The 21,609-nt window shown below is 72.0% G+C and carries 18 protein-coding genes and 1 pseudogene; 5 read left to right on the top strand and 14 right to left on the bottom strand.

The window, feature by feature from the left end:
• Positions 1-15: 15 nt before the first annotated feature.
• Both ACMTAK_RS06660 and manD read right to left on the bottom strand, forming a co-directional pair.
• A complete protein-coding gene (locus ACMTAK_RS06660; protein ID WP_413805305.1) occupies positions 16-1,449 on the bottom strand; it encodes a mannitol dehydrogenase family protein in 1,434 nt (477 codons plus the stop codon).
• Entirely contained in the window at positions 1,446-2,663 is a 1,218-nt protein-coding gene (gene manD / locus ACMTAK_RS06655) for a D-mannonate dehydratase ManD (protein WP_413104786.1), read from the bottom strand. Before manD ends, ACMTAK_RS06660 begins: the two co-directional genes overlap by 4 nt.
• A 107-nt stretch (positions 2,664-2,770) precedes the next feature.
• On the opposite strand from manD, the gene ACMTAK_RS06650 reads away from it, so the two are divergent.
• Positions 2,771-3,529, top strand: coding sequence for a GntR family transcriptional regulator (locus tag ACMTAK_RS06650; RefSeq protein WP_413805304.1), 759 nt, complete (start codon positions 2,771-2,773; stop codon positions 3,527-3,529).
• A 68-nt stretch (positions 3,530-3,597) separates the two neighbouring features.
• Here the strand turns inward: ACMTAK_RS06650 and ACMTAK_RS06645 are convergent, their stop codons facing one another.
• From ACMTAK_RS06645 to ACMTAK_RS06625, 5 genes are all read right to left on the bottom strand, one after another.
• Positions 3,598-4,008 carry a discoidin domain-containing protein gene (locus ACMTAK_RS06645; RefSeq protein ID WP_413805303.1) on the bottom strand — a complete coding sequence of 137 codons (411 nt, stop codon included), beginning with the start codon at positions 4,006-4,008 and terminating at the stop codon, positions 3,598-3,600.
• Positions 4,009-4,353: 345 nt separating this feature from the next.
• On the bottom strand, positions 4,354-4,758 hold the full coding sequence (locus ACMTAK_RS06640; protein ID WP_413805302.1) for an aminotransferase class IV: 405 nt from the start codon (positions 4,756-4,758) through the stop codon (positions 4,354-4,356).
• A 20-nt stretch (positions 4,759-4,778) separates the two neighbouring features.
• Positions 4,779-5,294 carry a DinB family protein gene (locus ACMTAK_RS06635; RefSeq protein ID WP_413805301.1) on the bottom strand — a complete coding sequence of 172 codons (516 nt, stop codon included), beginning with the start codon at positions 5,292-5,294 and terminating at the stop codon, positions 4,779-4,781.
• A 42-nt stretch (positions 5,295-5,336) separates the two neighbouring features.
• A complete protein-coding gene (locus ACMTAK_RS06630; protein WP_413805300.1) occupies positions 5,337-5,687 on the bottom strand; it encodes a VOC family protein in 351 nt (116 codons plus the stop codon).
• A 21-nt stretch (positions 5,688-5,708) separates the two neighbouring features.
• A complete protein-coding gene (locus tag ACMTAK_RS06625; RefSeq protein ID WP_413805299.1) occupies positions 5,709-6,083 on the bottom strand; it encodes a MerR family transcriptional regulator in 375 nt (124 codons plus the stop codon).
• A gap of 415 nt (positions 6,084-6,498) precedes the next feature.
• Between ACMTAK_RS06625 and ACMTAK_RS06620 the strand changes: the two genes are divergently transcribed.
• Positions 6,499-8,256 carry a sulfatase-like hydrolase/transferase gene (locus ACMTAK_RS06620; RefSeq protein WP_413805298.1) on the top strand — a complete coding sequence of 586 codons (1,758 nt, stop codon included), beginning with the start codon at positions 6,499-6,501 and terminating at the stop codon, positions 8,254-8,256.
• Between the two features lie 45 nt (positions 8,257-8,301).
• On the opposite strand, the pseudogene ACMTAK_RS06615 reads toward ACMTAK_RS06620, so the two are convergent.
• The 4 genes and pseudogenes from ACMTAK_RS06615 to fdh form a co-directional block, all read right to left on the bottom strand.
• Positions 8,302-8,545, bottom strand: a pseudogene (locus ACMTAK_RS06615) (ATP-binding protein); the annotation flags it as partial.
• 33 nt (positions 8,546-8,578) lie between these two features.
• Positions 8,579-9,628, bottom strand: a complete 1,050-nt coding sequence (gene nrfD / locus ACMTAK_RS06610; protein WP_413805297.1) for an NrfD/PsrC family molybdoenzyme membrane anchor subunit — start codon at positions 9,626-9,628, stop codon at positions 8,579-8,581.
• Positions 9,628-10,647: a 4Fe-4S dicluster domain-containing protein gene (locus ACMTAK_RS06605; RefSeq protein WP_413805296.1), complete on the bottom strand. Its 1,020-nt coding sequence runs from the start codon at positions 10,645-10,647 to the stop codon at positions 9,628-9,630. Before ACMTAK_RS06605 ends, nrfD begins: the two co-directional genes overlap by 1 nt.
• Complete coding sequence (gene fdh, locus ACMTAK_RS06600; protein WP_413805295.1) at positions 10,644-13,907, bottom strand: formate dehydrogenase; 3,264 nt, start codon at positions 13,905-13,907, stop codon at positions 10,644-10,646. Before fdh ends, ACMTAK_RS06605 begins: the two co-directional genes overlap by 4 nt.
• A gap of 60 nt (positions 13,908-13,967) precedes the next feature.
• Here fdh and ACMTAK_RS06595 point away from each other — a divergent pair, with 60 nt between their 5' ends.
• Entirely contained in the window at positions 13,968-14,702 is a 735-nt protein-coding gene (locus ACMTAK_RS06595; RefSeq protein WP_413805294.1) for a DUF429 domain-containing protein, read from the top strand.
• 112 nt (positions 14,703-14,814) lie between these two features.
• Here the strand turns inward: ACMTAK_RS06595 and ACMTAK_RS06590 are convergent, their stop codons facing one another.
• The gene (locus ACMTAK_RS06590; RefSeq protein WP_413805293.1) at positions 14,815-15,972 is read right to left on the bottom strand and encodes a transglycosylase family protein; all 1,158 of its coding nucleotides are present in this window, start codon (positions 15,970-15,972) and stop codon (positions 14,815-14,817) included.
• Between the two features lie 1,533 nt (positions 15,973-17,505).
• Here ACMTAK_RS06590 and ACMTAK_RS06585 point away from each other — a divergent pair.
• Positions 17,506-18,339, top strand: a complete 834-nt coding sequence (locus ACMTAK_RS06585; protein ID WP_413805292.1) for an MOSC domain-containing protein — start codon at positions 17,506-17,508, stop codon at positions 18,337-18,339.
• 10 nt (positions 18,340-18,349) lie between these two features.
• Here the strand turns inward: ACMTAK_RS06585 and ACMTAK_RS06580 are convergent, their stop codons facing one another.
• Together ACMTAK_RS06580 and ACMTAK_RS06575 are read right to left on the bottom strand one after the other, a co-directional pair.
• Complete coding sequence (locus tag ACMTAK_RS06580; RefSeq protein WP_413805291.1) at positions 18,350-18,760, bottom strand: SRPBCC family protein; 411 nt, start codon at positions 18,758-18,760, stop codon at positions 18,350-18,352.
• 76 nt (positions 18,761-18,836) lie between these two features.
• Positions 18,837-19,850 (bottom strand): Lrp/AsnC ligand binding domain-containing protein, encoded by a 1,014-nt coding sequence (locus ACMTAK_RS06575; protein ID WP_413805290.1) that lies wholly within the window; start codon positions 19,848-19,850, stop codon positions 18,837-18,839.
• A gap of 93 nt (positions 19,851-19,943) precedes the next feature.
• Here ACMTAK_RS06575 and ACMTAK_RS06570 point away from each other — a divergent pair, with 93 nt between their 5' ends.
• A complete protein-coding gene (locus tag ACMTAK_RS06570) occupies positions 19,944-21,599 on the top strand; it encodes an AbgT family transporter (protein WP_413805289.1) in 1,656 nt (551 codons plus the stop codon).
• The last annotated feature ends 10 nt before the right edge of the window (positions 21,600-21,609 follow it).

The raw sequence follows: 21,609 nt of genomic DNA, 5'->3' as shown, positions 1-21,609 counted from the left end.
GGGTGGTGCGTGGGGTCAGCGCGGTGGCCGGGCGCCGGGGTCAAGCTCCGCCCGTACGGACGCGATGAGGGCGGTGTCGTCGGCGAGGTCCTCGGCGCCCAGCAGCCGCAGCAGCCGGCGCGGGGCCTCGGTGTGCGGGCCGTCCCAGGCGCGGCGCAGCTCCTCGGCCCGGGGGTCGTCCAGGGGGCGGTCGCGGGTGAGGCGGGCCCAGGCGGCGAGGGCGGTGGCCAGGAGCGGGGTGTCCCGTCCGGCGGCGCGCAGTTCGCGCAGCGGGGCGAGCCACCGTTCGGGGATCTTCTGGGATCCGTCCATGGCGATCTGCTGGATGCGGTGGTGCATCGCGGGGTTGGCGAAGCGGTCCACCAGGCTGTCGATGTAGGCGGGGAGGTCAAGACCCTCGGTGGGTGGCAGGCTCTGCGCGGCCTCGGCGCAGTAGGCGCGTACGGTTTCCTCGCCCCAGGGGGTGGCCAGGACGTCGGCGACGGTCTCGCATCCGTGTCCGAGTCCGAGATACGCGATGAGCGAGTGGGAGCCGTTGAGCAGCCGGAGCTTGGCGAGCTGGTAGGGGCTCACATCGGGGACGAAGCGCACCCCGGCCGCCTCCCAGTGCGGGCGGTCGGCGGCGAAGATGTCCTGGAGCACCCACTGGGTGAACGGTTCGCCGGTGACCGCGCCCGCGTCGTCCACGGTCAGGGCGCGGGCGGCGGTCCGCCGGTCGGTGTCGGTGGTGGCGGGGACGATGCGGTCGACGACGGTGGCGGGGAAGGCGACCGAGCCGGTGATCCAGTCCAGCAGGCGGTCGCGGTCGTCCCATGCGGTGGCGGCGATGAACTCCCGTACCAGGCGCCGCAGTACCGCGCCGTTGTCGGCCATGTTGTCGCAGGAGACCAGCGACACCGGGGCGCCGCCGGCCCGCAGCCGGGCGCGTAGCCCCGCGGCGAGCTGTCCGGCCACGCTCGCGGGCGCGGGCCGTCCCGCCAGGTCGTCCCGGATCAGCGGGTCGTCCAGGGCGAGTCCGCCGGTGGCGGCGTCGCGCCGGTAGCCCTTCTCGGTGACGGTGAGGGTGACGACGGTGACCTCGGGGGAGGCGAGGAGCGTGCCGAGCCGGGTGCCGTCGTCGGTGGCGTGCAGCACCTCGGTCACGGTGCCGACCACGCGGGTGGCCGGGCCGTCGGGGCGTCGTTCGGTGAACGAGTACAGCCCGTCCTGTGGGCGCAGCGCGTCCACGACGGACCGGCTGCGCTGGGTGACACCGGCGATGCCCCAGCCGCCGCCGTGCGCGGCCTCGGCGGCTTCGGTGTAGAGGGCCTGGTGGGCGCGGTGGAAGGCGCCGATGCCCAGGTGCACGATCCGGGGGCGCAGCGCCCCCGGGTCGATGGGCGGGCGGCTCTCGGCGGGGACGCGGGGCAGGGTGGCCAGCGACAGGCGCCGCGTGGAGTCGGCGGTCACCAGTCGTGCACCGACCCGTCGGTACGGCGGCTCACCGGGAGGTACTTCGGGTCGTATGGGAAGCGGGCGGCCGCCTCCTCGTCGAGCTCGATGCCGAGGCCGGGCGCGGCCTGGGGGTGCAGGGCGCCGTCGATCAGCTCGTAGGTCGGCCGGAACACCTCGTGGGTGAGCGGGTCGTGCGCCATGTACTCCTGGATGCCGAAGTTGGGCACGGTGACATCGAGGTGGACGGCCGCCGACATGCTCACCGGGGACAGGTCGGTGGCGCCGTGCGAACCGGTGCGCACCTGGTACAGCTCGGCGAGGTGGAAGATCCGCCGCAGATGGGTGATGCCGCCGGCGTGCACCACCGAGGCGCGGATGTAGTCGATGAGCCGCTCGGTGATGAGCTGCTGGCAGTCCCAGATGGAGTTGAAGACCTCGCCGACCGCGATCGGGGTGGTGGTGGACTGGCGGATCTGGCGGAAGGACTCCTGGAGCTCGGCCGGGGTGGGGTCCTCCATCCAGAACAGCCGTACCTCCTCCAGGCTGCGGCCGAGCCGCCCCGCCTCGGTGGGGGTGAGCCGGTGGTGGACGTCGTGCAGCAGGTGGAAGCCGAAGCCGAACCGCTCGCGGACCGCCTCCAGATAGCGCGGTGCGAAGTCCAGATACGCCTCGGTGGACCACGGCTGTTCCTCGGGCAGCGCGCCGGTGGCCGGCTCGTAGACGGTGGCGACCGTGCCGTGGCGGATGCCGTAGGTGCCGGGTGAGCCGGGGACGGCGGCCTGGGCGCGGATCGCGCGGTAGCCCATCTCCTGGAAGCGGGCGACGTCGTCCAGCAGCTCGGGGACGTCGCCGCCGCTGGCGTGGCCGTAGACCAGGGCGCCCTCGCGGGCCTTGCCGCCCAGCAGCTCGTACACCGGGAGGCCCGCGACCTTGCCCTTGATGTCCCACAGCGCGGTGTCCACGGCCGAGATGGCGGTCATGGTCACCGGGCCGCGGCGCCAGTAGGCCCCCTTGTACAGGTAGTGCCAGGTGTCCTCGATACGGGCGGGGTCGCGCCCTATCAGCAGGGGTACGAGGTGGTCCTCCAGATACGAGGCGACCGCGAGCTCGCGGCCGTTCAGGGTCGCGTCACCGAGACCGGTCACGCCGTCTGAGGTGGTCACCTTCAGGGTCACGAAGTTGCGACCCGGCGAGGTGACGATGACCTTGGCCTCTGTGATCGTGGCCATGCGTGCGTGCTCCTCACTGAGCGGGCTCCCGGGGTGGAGTCCGGGCTGTCGGTCGGCTACCATACAAGTACGTCAGCAAGCGGAGTCAAGGGTTCGGAAGGGGCCAGATGACATCGGCGGATGGACTGCACGCGGCACGCTCCCGGGGGCGTAACACCCGGCAACTGGTCCATGAGGTGCTGCGTTCGCGCATCGTCGGCCTGGAGCTGGAGCCCGGCTCCGCCGTCTCGGAGAACGATCTGGCGGCCGAGCTCGGGGTGAGCCGCACCCCCGTCCGCGAGTCGCTGATCCTGCTCGCCGACGAGGGGCTGGTGGACATCTACCCCCAGATGGGTACGTTCGTCTCGCGCATCCGGGAGCGCGATGTGGCCTCCGCCCAGTTCATCCGGGAGGCGCTGGAGTGCGCCGCGCTGCGCGAGGCCGTCGGCAAGGCCGGTGCGCGGGACGTGGCGGAGCTGCGGGTGCTGCTCACCGCGCAGGAGGAGGCCGACCGCCAGTCCGACATGGAGGGCTTCTTCCAGCTGGACGAGGAGTTCCACGCCCGGCTGATGGCCGTCAGCGGCCACGCCTCGGCCTGGCCGGTTGTCAGCCAGGCCAAGGCCCAGCTGGACCGGGCCCGCAGGCTGTCACTGCCGATGACCCAGCAGATGTCCCTGCTCATCGGCCAGCACCGCGAGGTGGTCGACCTGCTGGAGGCGGGCGATCTGGACCGCGCCGACGAGTCGCTCCGCTCCCATCTGCGGCTGGTCTTCAGCGATGTGGAGAAGATCCGCACCAAGCACCCCGAGCTCTTCAGCGACGAGGACGCCCCCTTGCGGCCCCGTCGCGAAAGCGCCCGGCGCACCGCCGCCCGGGGGGACCGCTGACCCGGCCGCCGCGCGCCGGGCGGGCCAGGTGGCGCCCATGACCGGCCATCAGGGAGGAGGCGTACGCGTCACTGACGGCCGGAGAACTCCACCTCGGCGACGGCCGACCGCCGGTCCGACCGGGCGCCGTACGCCGCGTCGACCGTCAGCCGGATCCGCACCACGTCCGAGCCGTGCACATCGAAGCTCTGCTGACCGGCCCGGTCCTGGAGGTTGACGCCCTTCGTGGTGCGCTCGCCCTCGGAGTCGACCAGTGTGAGGGTGAGTTCCGAGGGCCGCGCCTGGGTCAGGAACTCATCCGCCTTCGCCGAGCGCCCCGAGGTGATGAGCAGCTTCCGCAGCCGCACCGGCCGGTCGAAGTCGGCCTCCAGATACTCGCCCGTACCTGGGCCCGCGGTGGCCGGCGCCCAGTAGCGGTTGTTGTAGCCGTCGAAGGCCGCCTGCGCCCGGTGACCAGACGCCTGGCTGGAGCCGCGCACGGTCGCGGGGTGCAGCGCCTGCGGATCGCCGGTCTGGTCCTGGTTGAAGGTGAAGACGTCGGACAGCCACCGGATCCGCCGCCTGGGTGGGTTCGGCCGCGATCGGTGCCCCGGTGGCGGTGGCCCGTCGCAGCGGAACGGGAGTGGTCGCGGATGCGGGCGCGGCCGCCGGCTCGGATGCGGGACCGGTGTCCGCCGTACGCGCCACCAGCGGATCGTCGGGGAGCGGGGGCCTGGACGGAGCATCGCCGCGCGGCAGTTCCGGCGGCACGGCTCCCGGTTCCTCGGGCGTCAGGGCTCCGGTGCTCGCCACGGGCTTGCGCTGGGCGGTCGGCGGCAACTCGGTCAGCGGCTCGCCCGGCCCGAAGGCGGCGGACCGCTGGACCGGTGGCGAGGGCGGGGAGGGGGACGTGGGCGGTGCGTCGCTCGACTCCGTACGGCCTGGCGCGTGGTGAGGGGCAGTGCGGTCAGCTGACGGATCCGTTCGTCCGGAGGGCGTGCGGAGATCAGCGGCTCGACCACCTCCGGCGCGTCCGGGGCGTGCCGGACGTCCGCCCGTACGCGCTCGTCGTGGAGGTCGCCGTCGAACAGTTCCCGGGTCGCGGAGCGCAACCGCTCGAGATGGAGGCCGAGGCCGCGGACCCGCGCGTCCCTGATCTGCATCGCCGTGAAGTGCCCATAGCTGCTGAGCGCGGGCAGCCGCAGGGTGTCCGCGGTGGCGGGCGATCCGTTGATCTCGATGTACGTCATCCGGCCACCGTAACGGGACGTCAGTAGTAGCCCTTCTCACCGTCGATGAGTTCCCGGATGGTGTCCATATGGCCGGCGTGGCGGGCGGTTTCCTCGATCATGTGGAAGAGGATCCACCGCAGGCTGGTGGAGGTGGCGTTGAAGGCCGGGTTACGGCCGGTGTCGTCCAGGGCGTGGGCCGCGGTGATCTCGTTGGACACCTGGCACTGCTGGGCGTAGTCCTTGAGGAGCTGGCCGAGCGGGATGCCCTCGACCCTCATGTCGGCGTCCTCGAAGTCTTCGTTGAACTGGGGGCCCTGGGCCGGGCGGCCGAGCAGGACGATCTCGAACCACAGGTGCTCCACCCAGCGCATATGGGAGACGATCCCGGCCAGGGTCATCAGGGGCGAGGTCGGGAGGAGGGAGCGGTGGGCGTCCGCCTCGGACAGGCCCTCGCATTTCCACGCGATGATGGCGCGCTGCATATCGAGCCAGCCCAGCAGCTGGGTGCGCTCATCGGCGGACCGGTGCGGGCGGATGCGCGGTGGCGTCGTCATGAGGGGTAACGCTAGCGCGGTGCGCCGGCGGCACACACCGGGTTATCGGCGGTGGCTCAGCACATTGATCACGCGGCCGTTGGGGTCGCGGACGAAGAAGCGGCGGACGCCCCACTCCTCGTCCCGCAGGGAGTGCACGATCTCGGCGCCGCTGTCGCGCATTGCCGCGTAGGCCGCGTCCACGTCGTCCACCTCGACGCTCACATCGGGGACCACCGGTCCGGTCTCGTCGTGGGTCAGCACGCTGATCTGGGCCGTGGGGGTGGTGGCGGAGGCGAGCGTCATGATCCAGCCCTGGTTCATCACCTCCTCGAAGCCCAGGAGGCCGTAGAACTCCCGGTTCTCGCACATCGCTTCGGACCGGACGTTGGGTACGACACGGCGGACGGTCATCGCGGGCTCCCCCTGGGTGAGTCAGCTGGTGGTGGTGTGGTTGCCGAGCACGGAGTCAAGATACTCGGAGATCGCGTCCCGGTTGCGGATCAGGCAGTCGATGCGCCGGGTCATGCGGTCCCGCTCGTTCTCCAGCGTGGCGACCATTTCCGGTGTGGCGTCGGAGAAGTGGATGAGCCGGGGCTTGTCGAGGCACGGCAGGATCTGCTTGATGATGCGGGTGGGGAGCCCGGCGTCGAGCAGGCCCCTGATCTGCAGTACCCGGTCGACGAGACGCTCGTCGTACGAGCGGTAGCCGTTCGCGCAGCGGTCGGGCAGGATCAACCCCTGCTCCTCGTAGTAGCGCAGCAGCCGGCGCGGTGTGCCGGTGCGCTCCGACAGCTCTCCGATGCGCATGTGCCCCGTCCTCTCACCCTCGCATCCTTCACACTCATGTGAAGGATTCAGCGTATCGTGGGGTGGGTGCGCTCGCGAGGGGCGGAAGGCGCCGGGAAAAGTGTCAGGTGATTGAACACGGACCCCTGGCACTCCGTACGGATAACGACGGGCCCAGCCACCCGAGCCAGGTCCGCCGTGCCACCAACGGGCTTCGCAGGGAAGGACCTTCGGGTTGTCGCGCCAATCGAGCTCTCGTCAGCGGTCGGAATCGGACAAGGGAACCACGGGGGAGGGCCTGACGGAGGGCCCGTCACCGGAGGGTCCACCTGAGCGCACGCCGGATGTCCCCGCCCGGGAGCGGGATGACGCCCGGGAGCGGGATACGGCCCCCGGGCCGCCCGGCGATGCGGAGGAGGACCCGGAGGAGACCACCGTGACCGGTCCGCTGGTCGGCGCCGCCCCCGTCCGCAAGGGATGGCGGGCCAAGTACCCCGTCGCGGCACGGACGGTGGCGTGGACGGTCACGGGGCTGTCCCTCGCCCTCGTGTTCATCGCCCTCCTCCTGCCGACCAAACTCACCCTCGTCGAACCCAGCGCCTTCATGCGCATCCCGGTGGAGGGGATCTTCGGCGCCACGCTGCTGCTCATGCTGCCGACGATGGCGCGGCGGGTGGTGGCGGTGCTCGGCGGGGCGGCCCTCGGGGCGCTGACCATCCTGAACCTCCTCGACATCGGCTTCAACGAGTTCCTCGGCCGCGGGTTCAACGTGGTGCTCGACTGGATACTGCTGGACGACGCCGAGTCGTACCTCAAGGACTCGGTCGGCGGGACGGCCGCCACCGTCGCCGTGATCGGGGTCGTGGTGCTCGCCGTCGCCCTGCTCGTCCTGATGGCGCTCGCCGTCCTGCGGGTCAGCAATGTCATGGCGCGGAACACCGCCGTGGCCACCCGTACCACCCTGGTGCTCGGCACCGTCTGGGTCATGTGCGCGGCGCTCGGGGTGCAGGTGGCGGGGGCGCCGTTCGCGTCCAGGAGCACCACCGCGCTGGTACAGGACCGGGCCGAGCGGGTGCGCAAGACCCTCAGGGACGAGCGGGAGTTCGCCAAGGTGGCCGCCGTGGACACATACGGCGACACCCCCGGCGACCAGCTGCTGACCGGGCTGCGCGGCAAGGACATGATCTTCACCTTCATCGAGAGCTACGGCCGCTCGGCCATCGAGGACCCGGCGATCGCGCCCGGTGTCGACAAGACACTCAAGAACGCCACCAAGCGGCTGAACAAGGCCGGGTTCGCGTCCAAGAGCGGCTGGCTCACCTCGGCCACGTACGGCGGCAGCAGCTGGCTGGGGCACTCCACCTTCCTCACCGGCCTGTGGATCGACAACCAGAACCGCTACCGCACCGTCACCGCGGGCGACCACATGTCCATCACCCGCGCCTTCCAGCGCACCGGCGCCTGGCGGACCGTCGGCATCATGCCGGGGGTGCAGAAGGCTTGGCCGGAGGGCAAGTTCTACGGCCTCGACCACGTCTACGACTCCCGCGAACTCGGCTACAAGGGACCGAAGTTCAGCTGGTCGACCATGCCCGACCAGTACGCCCTGAAGGCGTTCCAGCGCCTGGAGCACGGCAAGAAGCACGACAAGCCGCTGATGTCGCAGATCATCCTGACCTCCAGCCACCAGCCCTGGGCGCCCATCCCCAAGACCATCCCCTGGAGCCAGGTCGGCGACGGCTCGGTCTACAAGGCCATTCAGAAGGCGGGCAAGAAGCCCGCGGACGTGTTCACCGATTCCACGAAGGTGAAGACCGAGTACGGAAGGTCCATCCAGTACTCGGTCAACAGCCTCATCGACTACGTGCTGAAGTACGGCAACAAGAACACGGTGCTGGTCTTCCTCGGCGACCACCAGCCGCTGGCCCGGGTCAGCGGCGACAACGCCAGCCGGGACGTGCCGGTGGCGATCGTCGCGCACGACAAGGCCGTACTGGACCGGATCTCCCACTGGAACTGGGACGACGGTCTGATGCCGGGCGCGAAGGCCCCGGTGTGGAAGATGAGCTCCTTCCGTGACCGCTTCCTGGACGCCTACGGTCCGAACCCCGGCGGGGGAACCGCCCCCGCTCCGCCGTCGAGCGGGCCGTCCGGCGGGCCGTCGACCTCACCGTCGGCTTCGGCTGGGCGATAGGCCTCGAAGCCCCGCCGGTCCGTCGCCCGTCGGCCCGTCGGCCTGTCAGTCCGTCAGCAGGGGCGTGTACGGGCCGAACTCCGCGGCCAGGGTCAGTCGGCCCAGCTTCTGGTACTCGCGCTGCACGGCGTGGATGAGGTTCGGGCATCGTCACCGGACTGCCGGATTCGGCCGCGAGGTAGGTGGCGGTGACGGCCACCGACCGGATGTTGCCGCCGGCCACTTCGCAGGACTCGGCGCAGAAGTCCAGGTCCAGGACGAGATCGAGTCGGCGGGTGAAGGCGTCGTCCGGCCGTACGGCGCGGCCGGGTCAGTGGCCGGGTCAGTCGTCCTCCGACCGCTCGCGCCGCGCCTCGAGCCGTTCCCGTTGCGGCAGGACCGTGTACTTCGGGTCCTCCGCCGACCGCATCCCGGCGTGGAACACCCCGAAACGGGTGCACGCGGAGGCCGCCAGCAGGGCGGCGCCGCTGAGGGCCGCGGCGGGGCGGCTGCGGCGGCCGAGGAGGGCTCCGCCGAGCGCGCCCGCCACCGAAAGCGCCTCGGCGGCGCGCATCAGCTTGCCGGCCCGGCCCACGCGGTAGGTCTCGGCGACCACCCCGAGCCGCCGTTCCATGGCCTTCACGGCGGCGGTCTCCACCGCCGTGCCGAGCAGCGCCACGCCCCGTGCCGGGGCGTTCTCGGCGACCGGCGAGGCAAGCAGGGCCATACCGCCCGCCGCCATGGCGGCCGACCCCGCGAAGAGATACGGCAGTTCGCGATAGCCGTCGTGCCATGCGGGGACGGCCGTGTCGGCGGCCAGCACCGCCGTGTACGAGGCCACCGCCGGGCCCAGCAGCGCCGCCCCCACCGTGGCCGCCCGGCCGGCGCGCGGCAGCCGCCCGGCCAGGTCCGAGGCGGCGGCCGCCCCGGCCATCGGGCCGTAGGACGCCAGCAGCCATGAGCCGATGCTCATCGGCGAGGTGGGCTTGAAGACCCGCAGCATATTGGCGAACCGCCCGGGGCGCCCGAGGTCGTGGATCAGGGCGGCGGTGGAGCCCGTCAGGGCGGCGATCGAGGACACCTTGAGTGCGCGGGCCATGGCCGGACGGCCGGTCAGCTCGGCACCCGCCGCGAGCACCGACCCGGCGCCCGCGAGCCCGCCGAGGAAGAAGTAGCCCGCGATGTCCAGGGGGCGCCAGGTGGGCGGATTGAGCACCGGCCGCCCGTAGTAGGAGGTGAACTCCGCCCGGGGGACCATCGACTGCTCGCCCCGACGGCCCTTCCCGCCCGTGCGGCCGCGCCGCTTGCCGTCCCCCACCCCCTTGCCGACCTGCGCGTCCCGGCCCGGCCGGGCGCCGCGGATGCCGTCACGGGTGACGTCCGACTCGCTCATCAGCGCCTCCTTCCGGTACGGCGCCCGCTCACGCCGGCCTGTGCCGCGAACACGGCGGCCACGCCGCCGAGCAGGGTCAGTGCCGCGGCACCCGCGTGCCGCCACATCGAGGGCAGGTCGCGGGTGGTGACGACCGGGTCCGGCGGCAGTCCGTACACCTCCGGCTCGTCCAGCAGCAGGAAGAAGGCGCCGTCGCCGCCGACGCCGTCCTCCGGGTCGTGTCCGTACAGCCGCGCGTCCCAGACCCCCACCCGGTGCAGCTCCTCGACCCGGGCGGCGGCGCGCTCGCGCAGCTCGTCCAGGGGGCCGAACTGGATGGAGTCGGTGGGGCACGCCTTGGCGCATGCGGGTTCCTGCCCCGCGCCCAGCCGGTCGTAGCACAGGGTGCACTTGTGGGCTCCGCCGTCCTCGGGCCGTACGCCGATGACCCCGTACGGACAGGCGGGCACGCAGTAGCCGCAGCCGTTGCAGACGTCGTCCTGGACCACCACGGTGCCGAACTCGGTGCGGAACAGCGCACCGGTCGGGCACACGTCCAGGCACGCGGCGTGGGTGCAGTGCTTGCACACGTCCGAGGACATCAGCCACCGCAGCCCGTGCTGCCCGCCGTCGGACGGGGACGCCGGGGAGGTGGGGGTGATCGCCGCCTCCTCGACCGGGGTCCCGGAGCCCTGCGCCGCGAGGGCCAGCACATCGACATCGCCGTGGTCGACGCCCGTCTCGGCCCGGCCCAGTGGCTTGTTCTGCTCGATGAAGGCCACATGGCGCCAGGTGGAGGCGGAGAGGCCCTGGGTGTTGTCGAAGGACATGCCGGTGAAGTCCAGCCCGTCCTCCGGGACGGCGTTCCACTCCTTGCACGCCACCTCGCACGCCTTGCAGCCGATGCACACCGACGTGTCGGTGAAGAAGCCGACCCGGGGCGGATGGTCCTCGTGCCCGGCGTCCCCGGCGACATCCGGTTCGGCTCCGGCGAGCAGATTGCGGCCGATCAGCGATGAGCGTTTCGGGGTGTCGGTCATCCCCGCACCTCCGTTCCGGTCAGCACCGTGATGCCGGCGCGCCGCCGGTACTCTTCGAGCAGGGCCGTCAGCTCCGGGCCACGGGGGCGGCGGCCGGGACGGATGTCGGCGCTCAGCGCCTTCACCTCCTGGATGTGGACATTCGGGTCGAGGGCGATGGCGGACAGTTCATTGGCGGCGTCCCCGCGGGCGTAGCCATTGGGACCCCAGTGGTACGGCAGCCCGATCTGATGCACCGTGCGGCCCCCGGCCCTGATCGGGGACATCCGCTCGGTGACCATCACCCGGGCCTCGATCACCCCGCGCGCGCTGATCAGCGTCGCCCAGCCGGTGTGCTCCAGATGCCGCTCACCGGCCAGCTCGGGGGAGACCTCGCAGAAGAACTCCGGTTGCAACTCGGCCAGATACGGCGTCCAGCGGCTCATCCCGCCCGCCGTGAAGTGTTCGGTGAGCCGATAGGTGGTGATCATGTAGGGGAACACCTCGCTGCCCGGCTCGCCCCCGCTGGGGTGGAAGGCGTTGTGCTCATCGGAGATCACCTCGCGGACCGGGTTGCGCTGCTGCTCCGGGTAGAGGGGATTGCGCACCGGAGAGTCCTGCGGCTCGTAGTGCGTCGGCATCGGACCGTCCACCAGCCCGGCCGGGGCGTACAGCCACCCCTTGCCGTCGGCCTGCATGATGAACGGATCCACTCCGCTGAGCGCGTCCGGGCCCTGGGCGTCCTCGGGCGGCCGGTAGGACGGCGCCCGGTCGGGGATGAAGTCCGGGATGTCATGGCCGGTCCACCGCTCCCGCTCCTCGTCCCACCACACCAGGGCCTTGCGCTCGCTCCACGGCTTGCCGTCGGGGTCGGCCGAGGCGCGGTTGTAGAGGATGCGGCGGTTGGCCGGCCAGGCCCAGGCCCATTCGGCGGCGACCCAGTCCTGCTCGGTGTGCGGTGTGCGGCGGGCGGCCTGGTTGACGCCGTCGGCGTACACCCCGCAGTAGATCCAGCAGCCGCAGGAGGTGGAGCCGTCGTCCTTCAGCTGGGTGTACGCGCTGAGCGGCTCGCCGCGCGCGTCATGGCCGTTGATCTCGGCCAGGATCGCCTCGGCGCTGGGCTCGTCCAGCGGTCCCCCGGTGGGGTAGGACCAGGCCAGATCCTGGACGGCCCGGTCCATCGGGTCGGTGGAGTCCTTCAGCCGCTCCTTGATCCGCCGCCCCAGGTGGTACATGAACCACAGATCGCTGCGCGCCTCGCCGTCCGGCTCCTTGGCGGCGAAATGCCACTGCAGCATCCGGTTGGTGTTGGTGAAGGAGCCGGACTTCTCGGTGTGGGCGGCGGCGGGGAAGAAGAACACCTCGGTGGCGATGTCCTCGGTGCGCAGCTCGCCGGTCTCGATCTCCGGGCCGTCCTTCCACCAGGTGGCGGACTCGATGAGGGAGAAGTCACGGACCACCAGCCAGTCCAGGTTGGCCATGCCCAGCCGCTGCATCTTGGTGTTGGCCGAGCCCACGGCGGGGTTCTCGCCCATCAGGAAGTAGCCCTTGCAGACTCCGTCCAGCATCTCCTTCACCGTGTGGTAGGTGCTGTGGGAGCCGGTCAGCCGGGGCAGATGGCCGAAGCAGTAGTCGTTGTCGGCGTGCGCGGCGTCGCCGAAGTACGCCTTGAGCAGGCTGACGACGTAGGAGCGCATCTCGCCCCAGAAGCCCTTCTCGGTCTTTACGGCCTCGACGAAGGTGTCCAGGTCCTCGTGGGCGTGGGCGTGCGGCATCGGGATGTAGCCGGGGAGCACGTTGAACAGGGTGGGGATGTCGCTGGAGCCCTGGATGCCGGCGTGGCCGCGCAGCGCCTGGATGCCGCCGCCGGGGCGGCCGATGTTGCCGAGCAGCAGTTGGAGGATGCTCGCGGTGCGGATGTACTGGGCGCCCACGGTGTGCTGGGTCCAGCCGACGGCGTACACGAACTCCGAGGTGCGGACCGGGCCGGAGTTCTCCACCAGCGCGCGGCACACCTCCAGGAAGGTGTCCTGGGGAATTCCGCAGGTCCGCTCGACCATCTCGGGTGTGTAGCGCGAGAAGTGGCGCTTGAGGATCTGATAGACGCAAGCCGGATGGAGCAGGGTCCGGTCGGTGGGGACCTTGGCGGAGGTGGGCGCGCCGCCGGAGCCGTGGGATTCGGAGAAGGCGGCGGTCGACAGGGACGCGCCACGCCGGGTGCGGTCCTCGTACAGCTCGTCGGGCGCGCCCTGTGGCGCCTGCACCTCGGCGCCCTCGTAGGCCCAGGTGGAGATGTCGTAGTGGCCGGTCTCCTGGTCGAGACCGGAGAAGATCCCGGCCAGGTCCTCGGTGTCCTCGAACTCCTCGCCGACGATGCTGGCCGCGTTGGTGTACTCCAGGACATAGTCGCGGAAGTCGTGGCCGCCGGTCAGGACGTGGTTGACGATGCCGCCGAGGAAGGCGATGTCGGTGCCGGCCCGGATCGGTACGTACAGATCGGCCAGCGCGCTGGTGCGGCTGAAGCGCGGATCGACATGGATGACCTTCGCGCCGCGCGCCTTGGCCTCCATCACCCACTGGAAGCCCACGGGATGGGCCTCGGCGAAGTTGGAGCCCTCGATCACGATGCAGTCGGCGTTCTGCAGATCCTGCAGAAAGGTGGTGGCGCCACCGCGGCCGAAGGATGTGCCGAGCCCGGCCACGGTCGAGGAGTGGCAGACCCGGGCCTGGTTTTCCACCTGGATCACCCCGAGCCCGGTCAGCAACTTCTTGATGAGGTAGTTCTCCTCGTTGTCCAGGGTGGCGCCGCCGAGGCTGGCGATCCCCATGGTGCGGTTGACGCCGACCCCGTCCCGTTCCCACTGCCAGCCCTCGCGGCGGGTCCGGATCACCCGCTCGACGACCATGTCCATCGCGGTGTCCAGGTCCAGCCGCTCCCAGTCGGTGCCGTACGGGCGGCGGTAGAGCACCTCGTGGCGCCGGGACTCGCCGGTGGTCAGCTGGAGCGACGCCGAGCCCTTGGGGCACAGCCGGCCGCGGCTGACCGGTGAGTCGGGGTCGCCCTCGATCTGCACCACCCGGTCGTCCTTCACATAGACGTTCTGGGCGCACCCCACCGCGCAGTAGGGGCACACCGACTTGACCACCTTGTCGGCCGTGACGGTGCGGGGGCGCTGCTCACGGGTGGCGGCCGAGGTGGTGGCGGCGCCGCGGCCGAGCGGGTCGCCTCCGGTCAGCTGGCGGTAGACAGGCCAATCCTGGATCCATGTACGTACGCCCATCGCCGTCCTTTCCCGCCGTTCGGCCCCGCACCGGCTCATCCGCGTGGTCGGATACGGCGCATGGGTTCCCGTCGCGATGCGTTTCACACTCCGCCCGCACCCGGATGCGCCGAATCGCCCGTCGTGGGGGTGGACGCCTGCCGCACCGGCTGGGTGGCCGTGACCCTGGAGGAGGAGGGCCGCTTCGCCGGGGCCGACACCGCCGCGGTGCTGAGCGAGCTGCTCGGCCGGGTGCCGGACGCCGCCGTGGTGGCGGTCGACATGCCGCTGGGGCTGCTGGCGGAGGGATGGCGCGAGGCCGACCTCCTGGCCACCGCGATGGTGGCCCCGCACCGCTCCCGGGTCTTCTCCGTACCGCCGCGCGAGGTCTGGGAGGCGGACGGCTACGACGACGCCAACGTGGTCTGCCGGCGGCTGACCGGTCAGGGGCTGAGCCGCCAGTCGTGGGGGCTGGCGGCGAAGCTGCGCGAGGCCAACGCCTGCCGCGACGGGGGCGACCACCGGCTGTACGAGGTCCATCCCGAGGTCTCCTTCGCCGCCCTCGGCGAGGGGCGGCCCGTGCCCTGGAGCAAGAAGAGCTGGAACGGCCAGGCCGTGCGCCGCCGGCTGCTGGAGGACCAGGGCATCGTCCTGCCCGACGACCTCGGACCGGCGGGGCGGGTGCCGCCCGACGACGTCCTGGACGCCGCGGCGGCGGCCTGGAGCGCGCGGCGCATCGCGCTCCAGGCCGCCCGGAGCCTTCCCGATCCGCCTCAGACGACGGAGACCGGGCTGCCCGTCGCGATCTGGTACTGACCGGTCCTCGCGCGGATGGCGGGAGGCCGCCCGAGCCGTGCCTCGGGCGGCCTCCCCTTCCCCCACCCCTCGGAGATGGACCGTGCGGACGCCAAGCGTCCGGTGTGCGGCGTCAGACGCTGACGCCGTGGGAGCGCAGATAGGCCAGCGGGTCGATGTCGGACCCGTGGCGCGGACCGGTGCGGACCTCGAAGTGGAGATGCGGCCCGGTGGCGTTCCCGGTGCTGCCGGACCGGGCGATCCGGTGGCCCGCCTGGACCGACTGCCCGGTGCGTATCGTCAGCGCCGTCAGATGCGCGTAGTGGGTGTAGAGCCCGTCGGCGTGGCGGATGATCACCTGGTAGCCGAAGGCGCCGCCCCACCCGGCCGCCACCACGGTGCCCGGGGCGGCCGCGCGCACGGAGGTGCCGGTGGGCACCGCGAAGTCCACGCCGGTGTGATGGCCGGTCGCCCACCGCGAGCCGGGGATGCCGTACCCCGCGCTGACCGGCCCGCTGACCGGGGCCGTATGCGGGCGGGCCGCCGTCTTGCGGACCGCCGTGTGGCTCGAGACCGTCGAGGCGCGATGGCGGGGGGCCGCCTGGTGCGGATGCCGGGAGCCCGCGGGCAGGGTCAGCCGCTGCCCCGGGTGGATCAGATCCGGGTTCGGGCCGACGGTCCCGCGGTTGGCGTGGTACAGCGCCTTCCAGCCACCCCTGACCGACGCACGTGTGGCGATGCGGGACAGCGTGTCGCCGCGGACGACCGCGTAGGAGCCGGACGCCGCCGCGCGCCGGGCGGTGTGCTGCCGGGCCCGGGACTTCGCGGCGGACTTGGCCGACTTCTTGGGCTTGGCCGGGTGCTGGGCGCGGGGGTGGGCGTTCTGGCTCGTCACTCCGGCGGGTGGACCGGACCGGGTCAGCCGGCTGCGGACGGAGCACACCGGCCACGCGCCGGGGCCCTGTGCGCGCAGCACCGCCTCCGCCACGGTGATCTGCTGGGCCTTGGAGGCCAGATCGGCCCGCGCGGCGTAGGCGGTGCCGCCGAACGCCTCCCAGGTGTGCTGGGAGAACTGCAGTCCGCCGTAGTAGCCGTTGCCGGTGTTGATGTGCCAGTTGCCCCCGCTCTCGCACTTGGCGACCCGGTTCCAGGTGTCGACCGAGGCCGCGTGGGCGGCGCCGGTGCCGAGGAACGGCAGGACGATGCCGACACCGCCCGCGGTGAGCGCCGCGCACAGCGGCGAGACCCGGCTGGGCGATGTGGGGCGTCGGTGACTTCCTCGTACGGCCATGAGGCTGGTTCCTCTCCACAACGGCTCTCGACGTCGCCCTCCGGAGGACCCGGCGGCTGTACGAGTACCGCAGCCAGGCCCGGCCGGTCACAAGGCGCAGGGGGCCTCATGGACCGCCGTGCGCCGCCCGGTGCCACCCCGGAATCGGCTGACGCCCCCTCAGTTGCGCGGTGGGAGGCGCATGGAGGGCCGGGGGCGCACGGCCGCCGGCGGGGCGGGAGCGGTGGTCCGGGGGCGGGCGCGGGCGATCACGCGCAGCCGGACGTCCTGGTACGGCGGGAAATGATTCTCCGGGGTGCCGGACCGGGCGGGCGCTATTCCGCCGGATTGGTTTCCGGGTGATCGGTGACCGATCCCGGACGGCGGTTCGGGTGAATTTCCGCCGGGGCACGGGAGGTTGAAGACCGGACGAGCGGCGGGCGGCTCAATACGGCGTCCGGTGCGGGCCGGGCGCGCGGCACGGGATCTTTCCCCCGGCGCTATTGCGTCACCTCCCGGTCAAGGTCGGCCGCTTGGCGGCCGGGCCCGATGAGGCCGCCGTAACCGCGCGGCACCGCGCTGGAACCGGCCGTTCCGGTCCCCTCCCCGGCATCCGGCGAATGCCGGAGAGGGGCGGAGGGGAAGGGGAGAGCGGGAGGCGGCGGCAGGGGCGGGAAATAGGACGGCCTTGCGGTGGGGCGGGGAAGAGGGGGACGCGTGAGCGAACGCGCCGGAGGTGCCCGGCGGAGTTTCCCGGGGCGCGACGGGAGACTTAAAACGTATCGACCGGGGGCCGCCGCCGACCGTGGCGTTCAGGGCCGGAGCCCGCCGGGAGCGGACGCGGCCCCGGCGCCGACACGGCGGGGAGACGACGCGGCGACGGCGAGGCGGCCGAGGGCGCCGGGCGCGGAACCAGGGCCCCGACGCGTATGCCCTCTCGCCTCCGGTATGGCCCGCGGAACAGGGGAAGCCGCTCGGCACCGGCCAACTCATGGGCCACCGAGCGGACTTGACTCGGCGTTTACCGTATCCCTTGTCGGGCATCGGCTCGCCGACCGCTCGTGCGCCGCGGCAGTTCTCCGAAAAGGCCGGTCGTCATGGCGGCGGGGAACGGGGGGAGAATCACGCCGCCCGTGTATGGCGGGAGCCGCGCCGTCGCGCATATCATTGCCTCACATCGACTTCCTCCCTTCCAGCCGCTCGCAGGAGCGGCCCCGGAATCATCACCCTTCACCCCGCCTGTCCGGGACCCCGGGCCGCGCCGGGGGGCCGCGCTTTTCCCGCGGCCTCGTCCGTCGCCCCCTGGAAACGGTTCGTTTTGGGTTCCCGCCGACGGGAGGCGCAGCGCGCCTACGGCGTATGCCCGTGGTCACCGGCCGTGCGGGGTGGGTCATTCGGCGTACTCGGCGCTACGCCCTGCCGCTGGCCGCCGGGCCGGGGGCGCATGGCGGAACCGGGCCGTGCCATGAAACGCCGGTCGGGCACCGGGCGATGGGGGATGAGCGCCCCGGCGGCCGCTCGGAGGCGCCGCCACCCTTCGGGTAAGGTGCCAGCGTGGCCATCGTTGTCGAGCTGACCTGCTATCCCATCAAGGGCTGCGCGGGCGTTCCCCAGTCCGAGGTGCTGCTGACGGAGGCGGGTCTGCAACACGACCGCGGCTTCATGGTCATCGGCGAGGACGGAGAGTGCCGCACTCAGCGGCGGGATCCCCGGCTCGCCGTCATCCGCCCCGCCATCGACCGGCACGGCACCCGGCTCACCCTGTCCGCCCCCGGCGAGGACGAGGTGGCCATCGACATCGACACCACCTCCGCCCGGCGCGAGGTCACCGTGTTCGGCACCCCCTATCTCGGCATCGACCAGGGCGAGGACGCCGCCACGTGGCTTTCCCGGTTTCTGGGCGCGCCGAGCAGGCTGGTGCGGGTGCCCCCGGAGCACGACCGGGTGACCGACGGATGGATCCCCGGCACCTGCGGCTACGCCGACAGCGCCGCGGTGCACATCGTCTCCCGGGCCAGCCTGGACGGGCTGAACGAGCGGATCGCCGAGGCGGGCGGCGCTCCACTGCCGATGAACCGCTTCCGCCCCGGCATCGTGATCGGCGGATGGCACGAACCCCATCGGGAGGACCGGGTCCGCAGAATCGCCGTCGGCGGAGCCGAGCTGGGCTTCGCCAAGCACACCGCCCGGTGTGCCGTGACGACGGTCGATCAGAGCGCGGGCGTCAAGGCGGGGCCCGAGCCGCTGCGCACCATGGCCGGCTACCGGCGCGGCCCCGACGGCGCCACCCTGTTCGGCTGCCAGTTCTCCGTGATCCGCGCCGGAAAACTGGCCGTGGGTGACGAGGTGGACGTCATCGAGTGGGACGGACCGCCGCCGGGGGAGTGACCGGGAGCGCTCAGACCGACGCGAGCACCTTGGCGAAGGCGTCCAGCAGCTGGGCCGCGCCCTCCTCGGCCTGGGCACACTGCTCCTCCGGCGGAGCGGGCTGCCGGAGCACCACCCGGGTCCGGCCGCCGTCCAGATCGGCGAAGGTGGCGGTCATCTCCATCGCGCCCTGCGGCAGGTCCAGGGTCCACACCAGCCGCTCCCGGCCGACCACCTCGCGGTAGACACCGCGCATCGGCATCTCGCCCGCGGGAGTGGCGACGATCGCCCTCCAGGCGCCACCCGGCCGGACGTCGAGGTCGACGGACTCGGGCGCGGCGCCGAACCAGCGGGCGAAGTACTCCGGCTCGGTCCACACCCGCCACACCGTCTCGCGCGGTGCGTCCAGGTCCCGGCTGATGGTGATCTCGTCGCTGCTCATGGTGTCTCCTCGGTGAGCGGGGGCGGGAAGGCGCCGCCCCCTGTTCCACCTCTCAGACCGCCGCGCCGCGCGGAACTCATCGGTCCTGGCCCAGCAGTCTTCCGTCCTCGCGGCCGATCCAGTACCGGCGCAGCACGTCGAGGACCACCGACACCTCGCAGGCGGTGATGCCGGGAAGCGTCGCCAGATCGCGGGTGAGCAGCTCGGCCAGGCCGTCCTCGTCCCGGAACACCCCGTGGTGGATCACCGAGGAGGTGCCCGCCACGATCGAGACATAGCGCGCCGAGGGGTGCCGGGCCAGCGCGTCGGCCACTTCCTGGATGGCCCCGGGCGCGGCATGCAGCTCGATCACGACCTCCAGCGGATGGCCGAGCAGCGCCGGTTCGATCTCCACGCGGGGCCGCACCAGCCCGCGCTGGAGGAGCGACTGGGTCAGCCGGTAGGCGGTGGACCGGCTGATGCCGAGCCCGCGCGCCACATCGGCGGCGCTCGCCCGGCCGTCCTGGCGCAGCAGCTCCATGGCCCGCAGCTCGTCGTCGCCGAACCCGGTGACGGACGCGGGCTCCTCCACCGGGTCGGCGACCTCCCGCAACGCCCGCGTCTGGGCGTCGCCCAGCCGCCGCAGCCGCCAGGAGTCGGACTTCGCCGTCGCCCGCAGCACCAGCTCGGTATGGGCCGACCGCACACCGGGGACGGACGGGATCCGCGTCATCAGCAGCTCACGCGCCCGGTCGCGGCGGGTGGCGTGCAGGGAGCAGTAGACATCCGCGCGGCCCGTGGTCGTGGCGACGAAGGGGATCTCGGGCAGCTCGGACAGCTGCCGGGCCACCTCCCACGCCTGCCCCGGGGCCGTGGACACCCAGATGTGCAGGGGGTTGCCCTCGGCCAGCATCGGCCATTCCACCTGCCCGATCACCCGCAGCAGCCGCTCCTCCGCGAGCCGGGCCAGCCGGCGGCCGACGGTGCTGGCGGAGCTGCCGAGCACCTCGGCCAGGGCGCTGAGCGGCGCCCTCGGCGCCACTTGCAGGGCCGCCACCAGATCGAGGTCGGCGTCGTCGAGCACCGGTGGGGTGGAAGGAACGGCTGCCATGGTGAGGAATCTATCGTGCGATTGGCGCTCCATGCGTGAATCATTCTTGCGTAACGAGTCTTTTACTTGCCTCATTCCGTCATTCCTTCTCTAATGGACGACCACTACTGCGTCGTCGACGAAGGAGTGCGGACGGTGAGTTCCAACGACACCACGACCACACCCGACAACACCCCCGGCAAACCGCCTCCCGACGCGCCCGGGGACTCCTCGGCGGCGCTGTCCGCACTGCTCCGGGTGCTCGGCGCCGTCGAGCGCGCGGGCAACAAACTTCCCCATCCCTTCTGGCTGTTCGCCATCCTCAGCGCCTTCCTCGCGCTGATCAGCTGGGGGCTCGCCACCGCGGACGTCTCGGCGGTCGACCCGGCTGGGGAGAAGACCGTGGCGGTGCGCAGCCTGATCTCGGTCGACGGCGTGCGGTCGATGATCAACGACGCGATCACCAACTACGCCACCTTCCCACCGCTCGGCACCATCCTGGTCGTCATGCTCGGTGTCGCCGTCGCCGACCGGTCGGGGCTGCTCGCGGCGATGCTGCGGGCCGGTGTCGCCAAGGTCCCGGCGCGGTGGATGACCTTCGCCCTGGCCTTCACCGCGATGGTCGCCCACATCGCGTCCGACGCCGCCTATGTGGCGCTGGTCCCCCTGGGCGGGCTGGCCTTCCGGGCCGTCGGGCGCAGTCCGCTGCTGGGGATCGTCGTGGCGTTCGTGGGCGTATCGGCGGGCTATGACGCCAGTCCGCTGATCACCCCGATGGACGCGGTGCTGTCCGGGCTGACCACGGCCGCCGCGCACACCGTGGACCCCGGCTATGTCGTCACCCCGCTGTCCAACTACTTCTTCTCCCTCGCCTCCTCGGTGGTGCTGGCCGCCGTGATCACGTTCGTCACCGAGAAGGTGCTGGTGAAGCGGGTGGCGGCACTTCCGCCCGAGCCCGAGGAGGCGGACGCGGAAGCCACCGGGAAAGCCACCGGGGATGTCGAGCTCGCCCTGGCACCCGAGGAGCGCCGCGGGCTGCGCCGCGCCGCCGTCGCCCTCGTCAGCTACCTCGCGGTGATCGTGGTGGCGATGATCCCCACCGGGTCACCGCTGCGCGGCGAGGGCGGCAGCATCGTCGAATCGCCCGTGCTCTCCGGAATCGCCGTGGTGCTCGGACTGCTCTTCGCCCTCCTCGGCGCGGTCTACGGGCGTGCGGCCGGCACCGTCCGCGGCGGCCGTGACATCCCGGACTTCATGGCGCAGGGCATGCGGGACATGGCCCCCATCCTGGTGCTGTTCTTCGCCATCTCCCAGTTCCTCGCCTACTTCAAGTGGACCGGAGTCGGCCAGGTGCTCGCCATCCGCGGCGCCGATCTGCTGAAGGACCTCGGGGTCACCGGCCCGGTCGCCTTCCTCGGCATCGTGGTGGTGTGTACGGTGATCAATCTGGCGATGACCAGCGGTTCGGCCATGTGGGCGCTGGTGGCCCCGGTCTTCGTGCCCATGCTGATGCTGCTGCACATCCCCCCGGAGGCCACCCAGGCCGTCTACCGCATCGCCGACTCCTGCACCAACGCCATCACGCCGATGAGCGCCTACTTCGTCATGGCGCTCGGGTTCCTCCAGCGTTACCGGCGCTCCGCCGGAATCGGCACCCTCGCCTCACTGACCCTGCCGCTGTCCGTGGCCATGCTGGTGGCCTGGACCCTGCTCTTCTACCTCTGGTGGGCGCTGGGCATTCCGCTCGGTCCCGGCGCGCCCGTCCGCTGATCCCCGGCCG

Source organism: Streptomyces lacaronensis (genome assembly GCF_047337785.1).
GTDB lineage: Bacteria > Actinomycetota > Actinomycetes > Streptomycetales > Streptomycetaceae > Streptomyces > Streptomyces lycopersici.
This window is presented reverse-complemented; position numbering and strand designations above follow the sequence as displayed.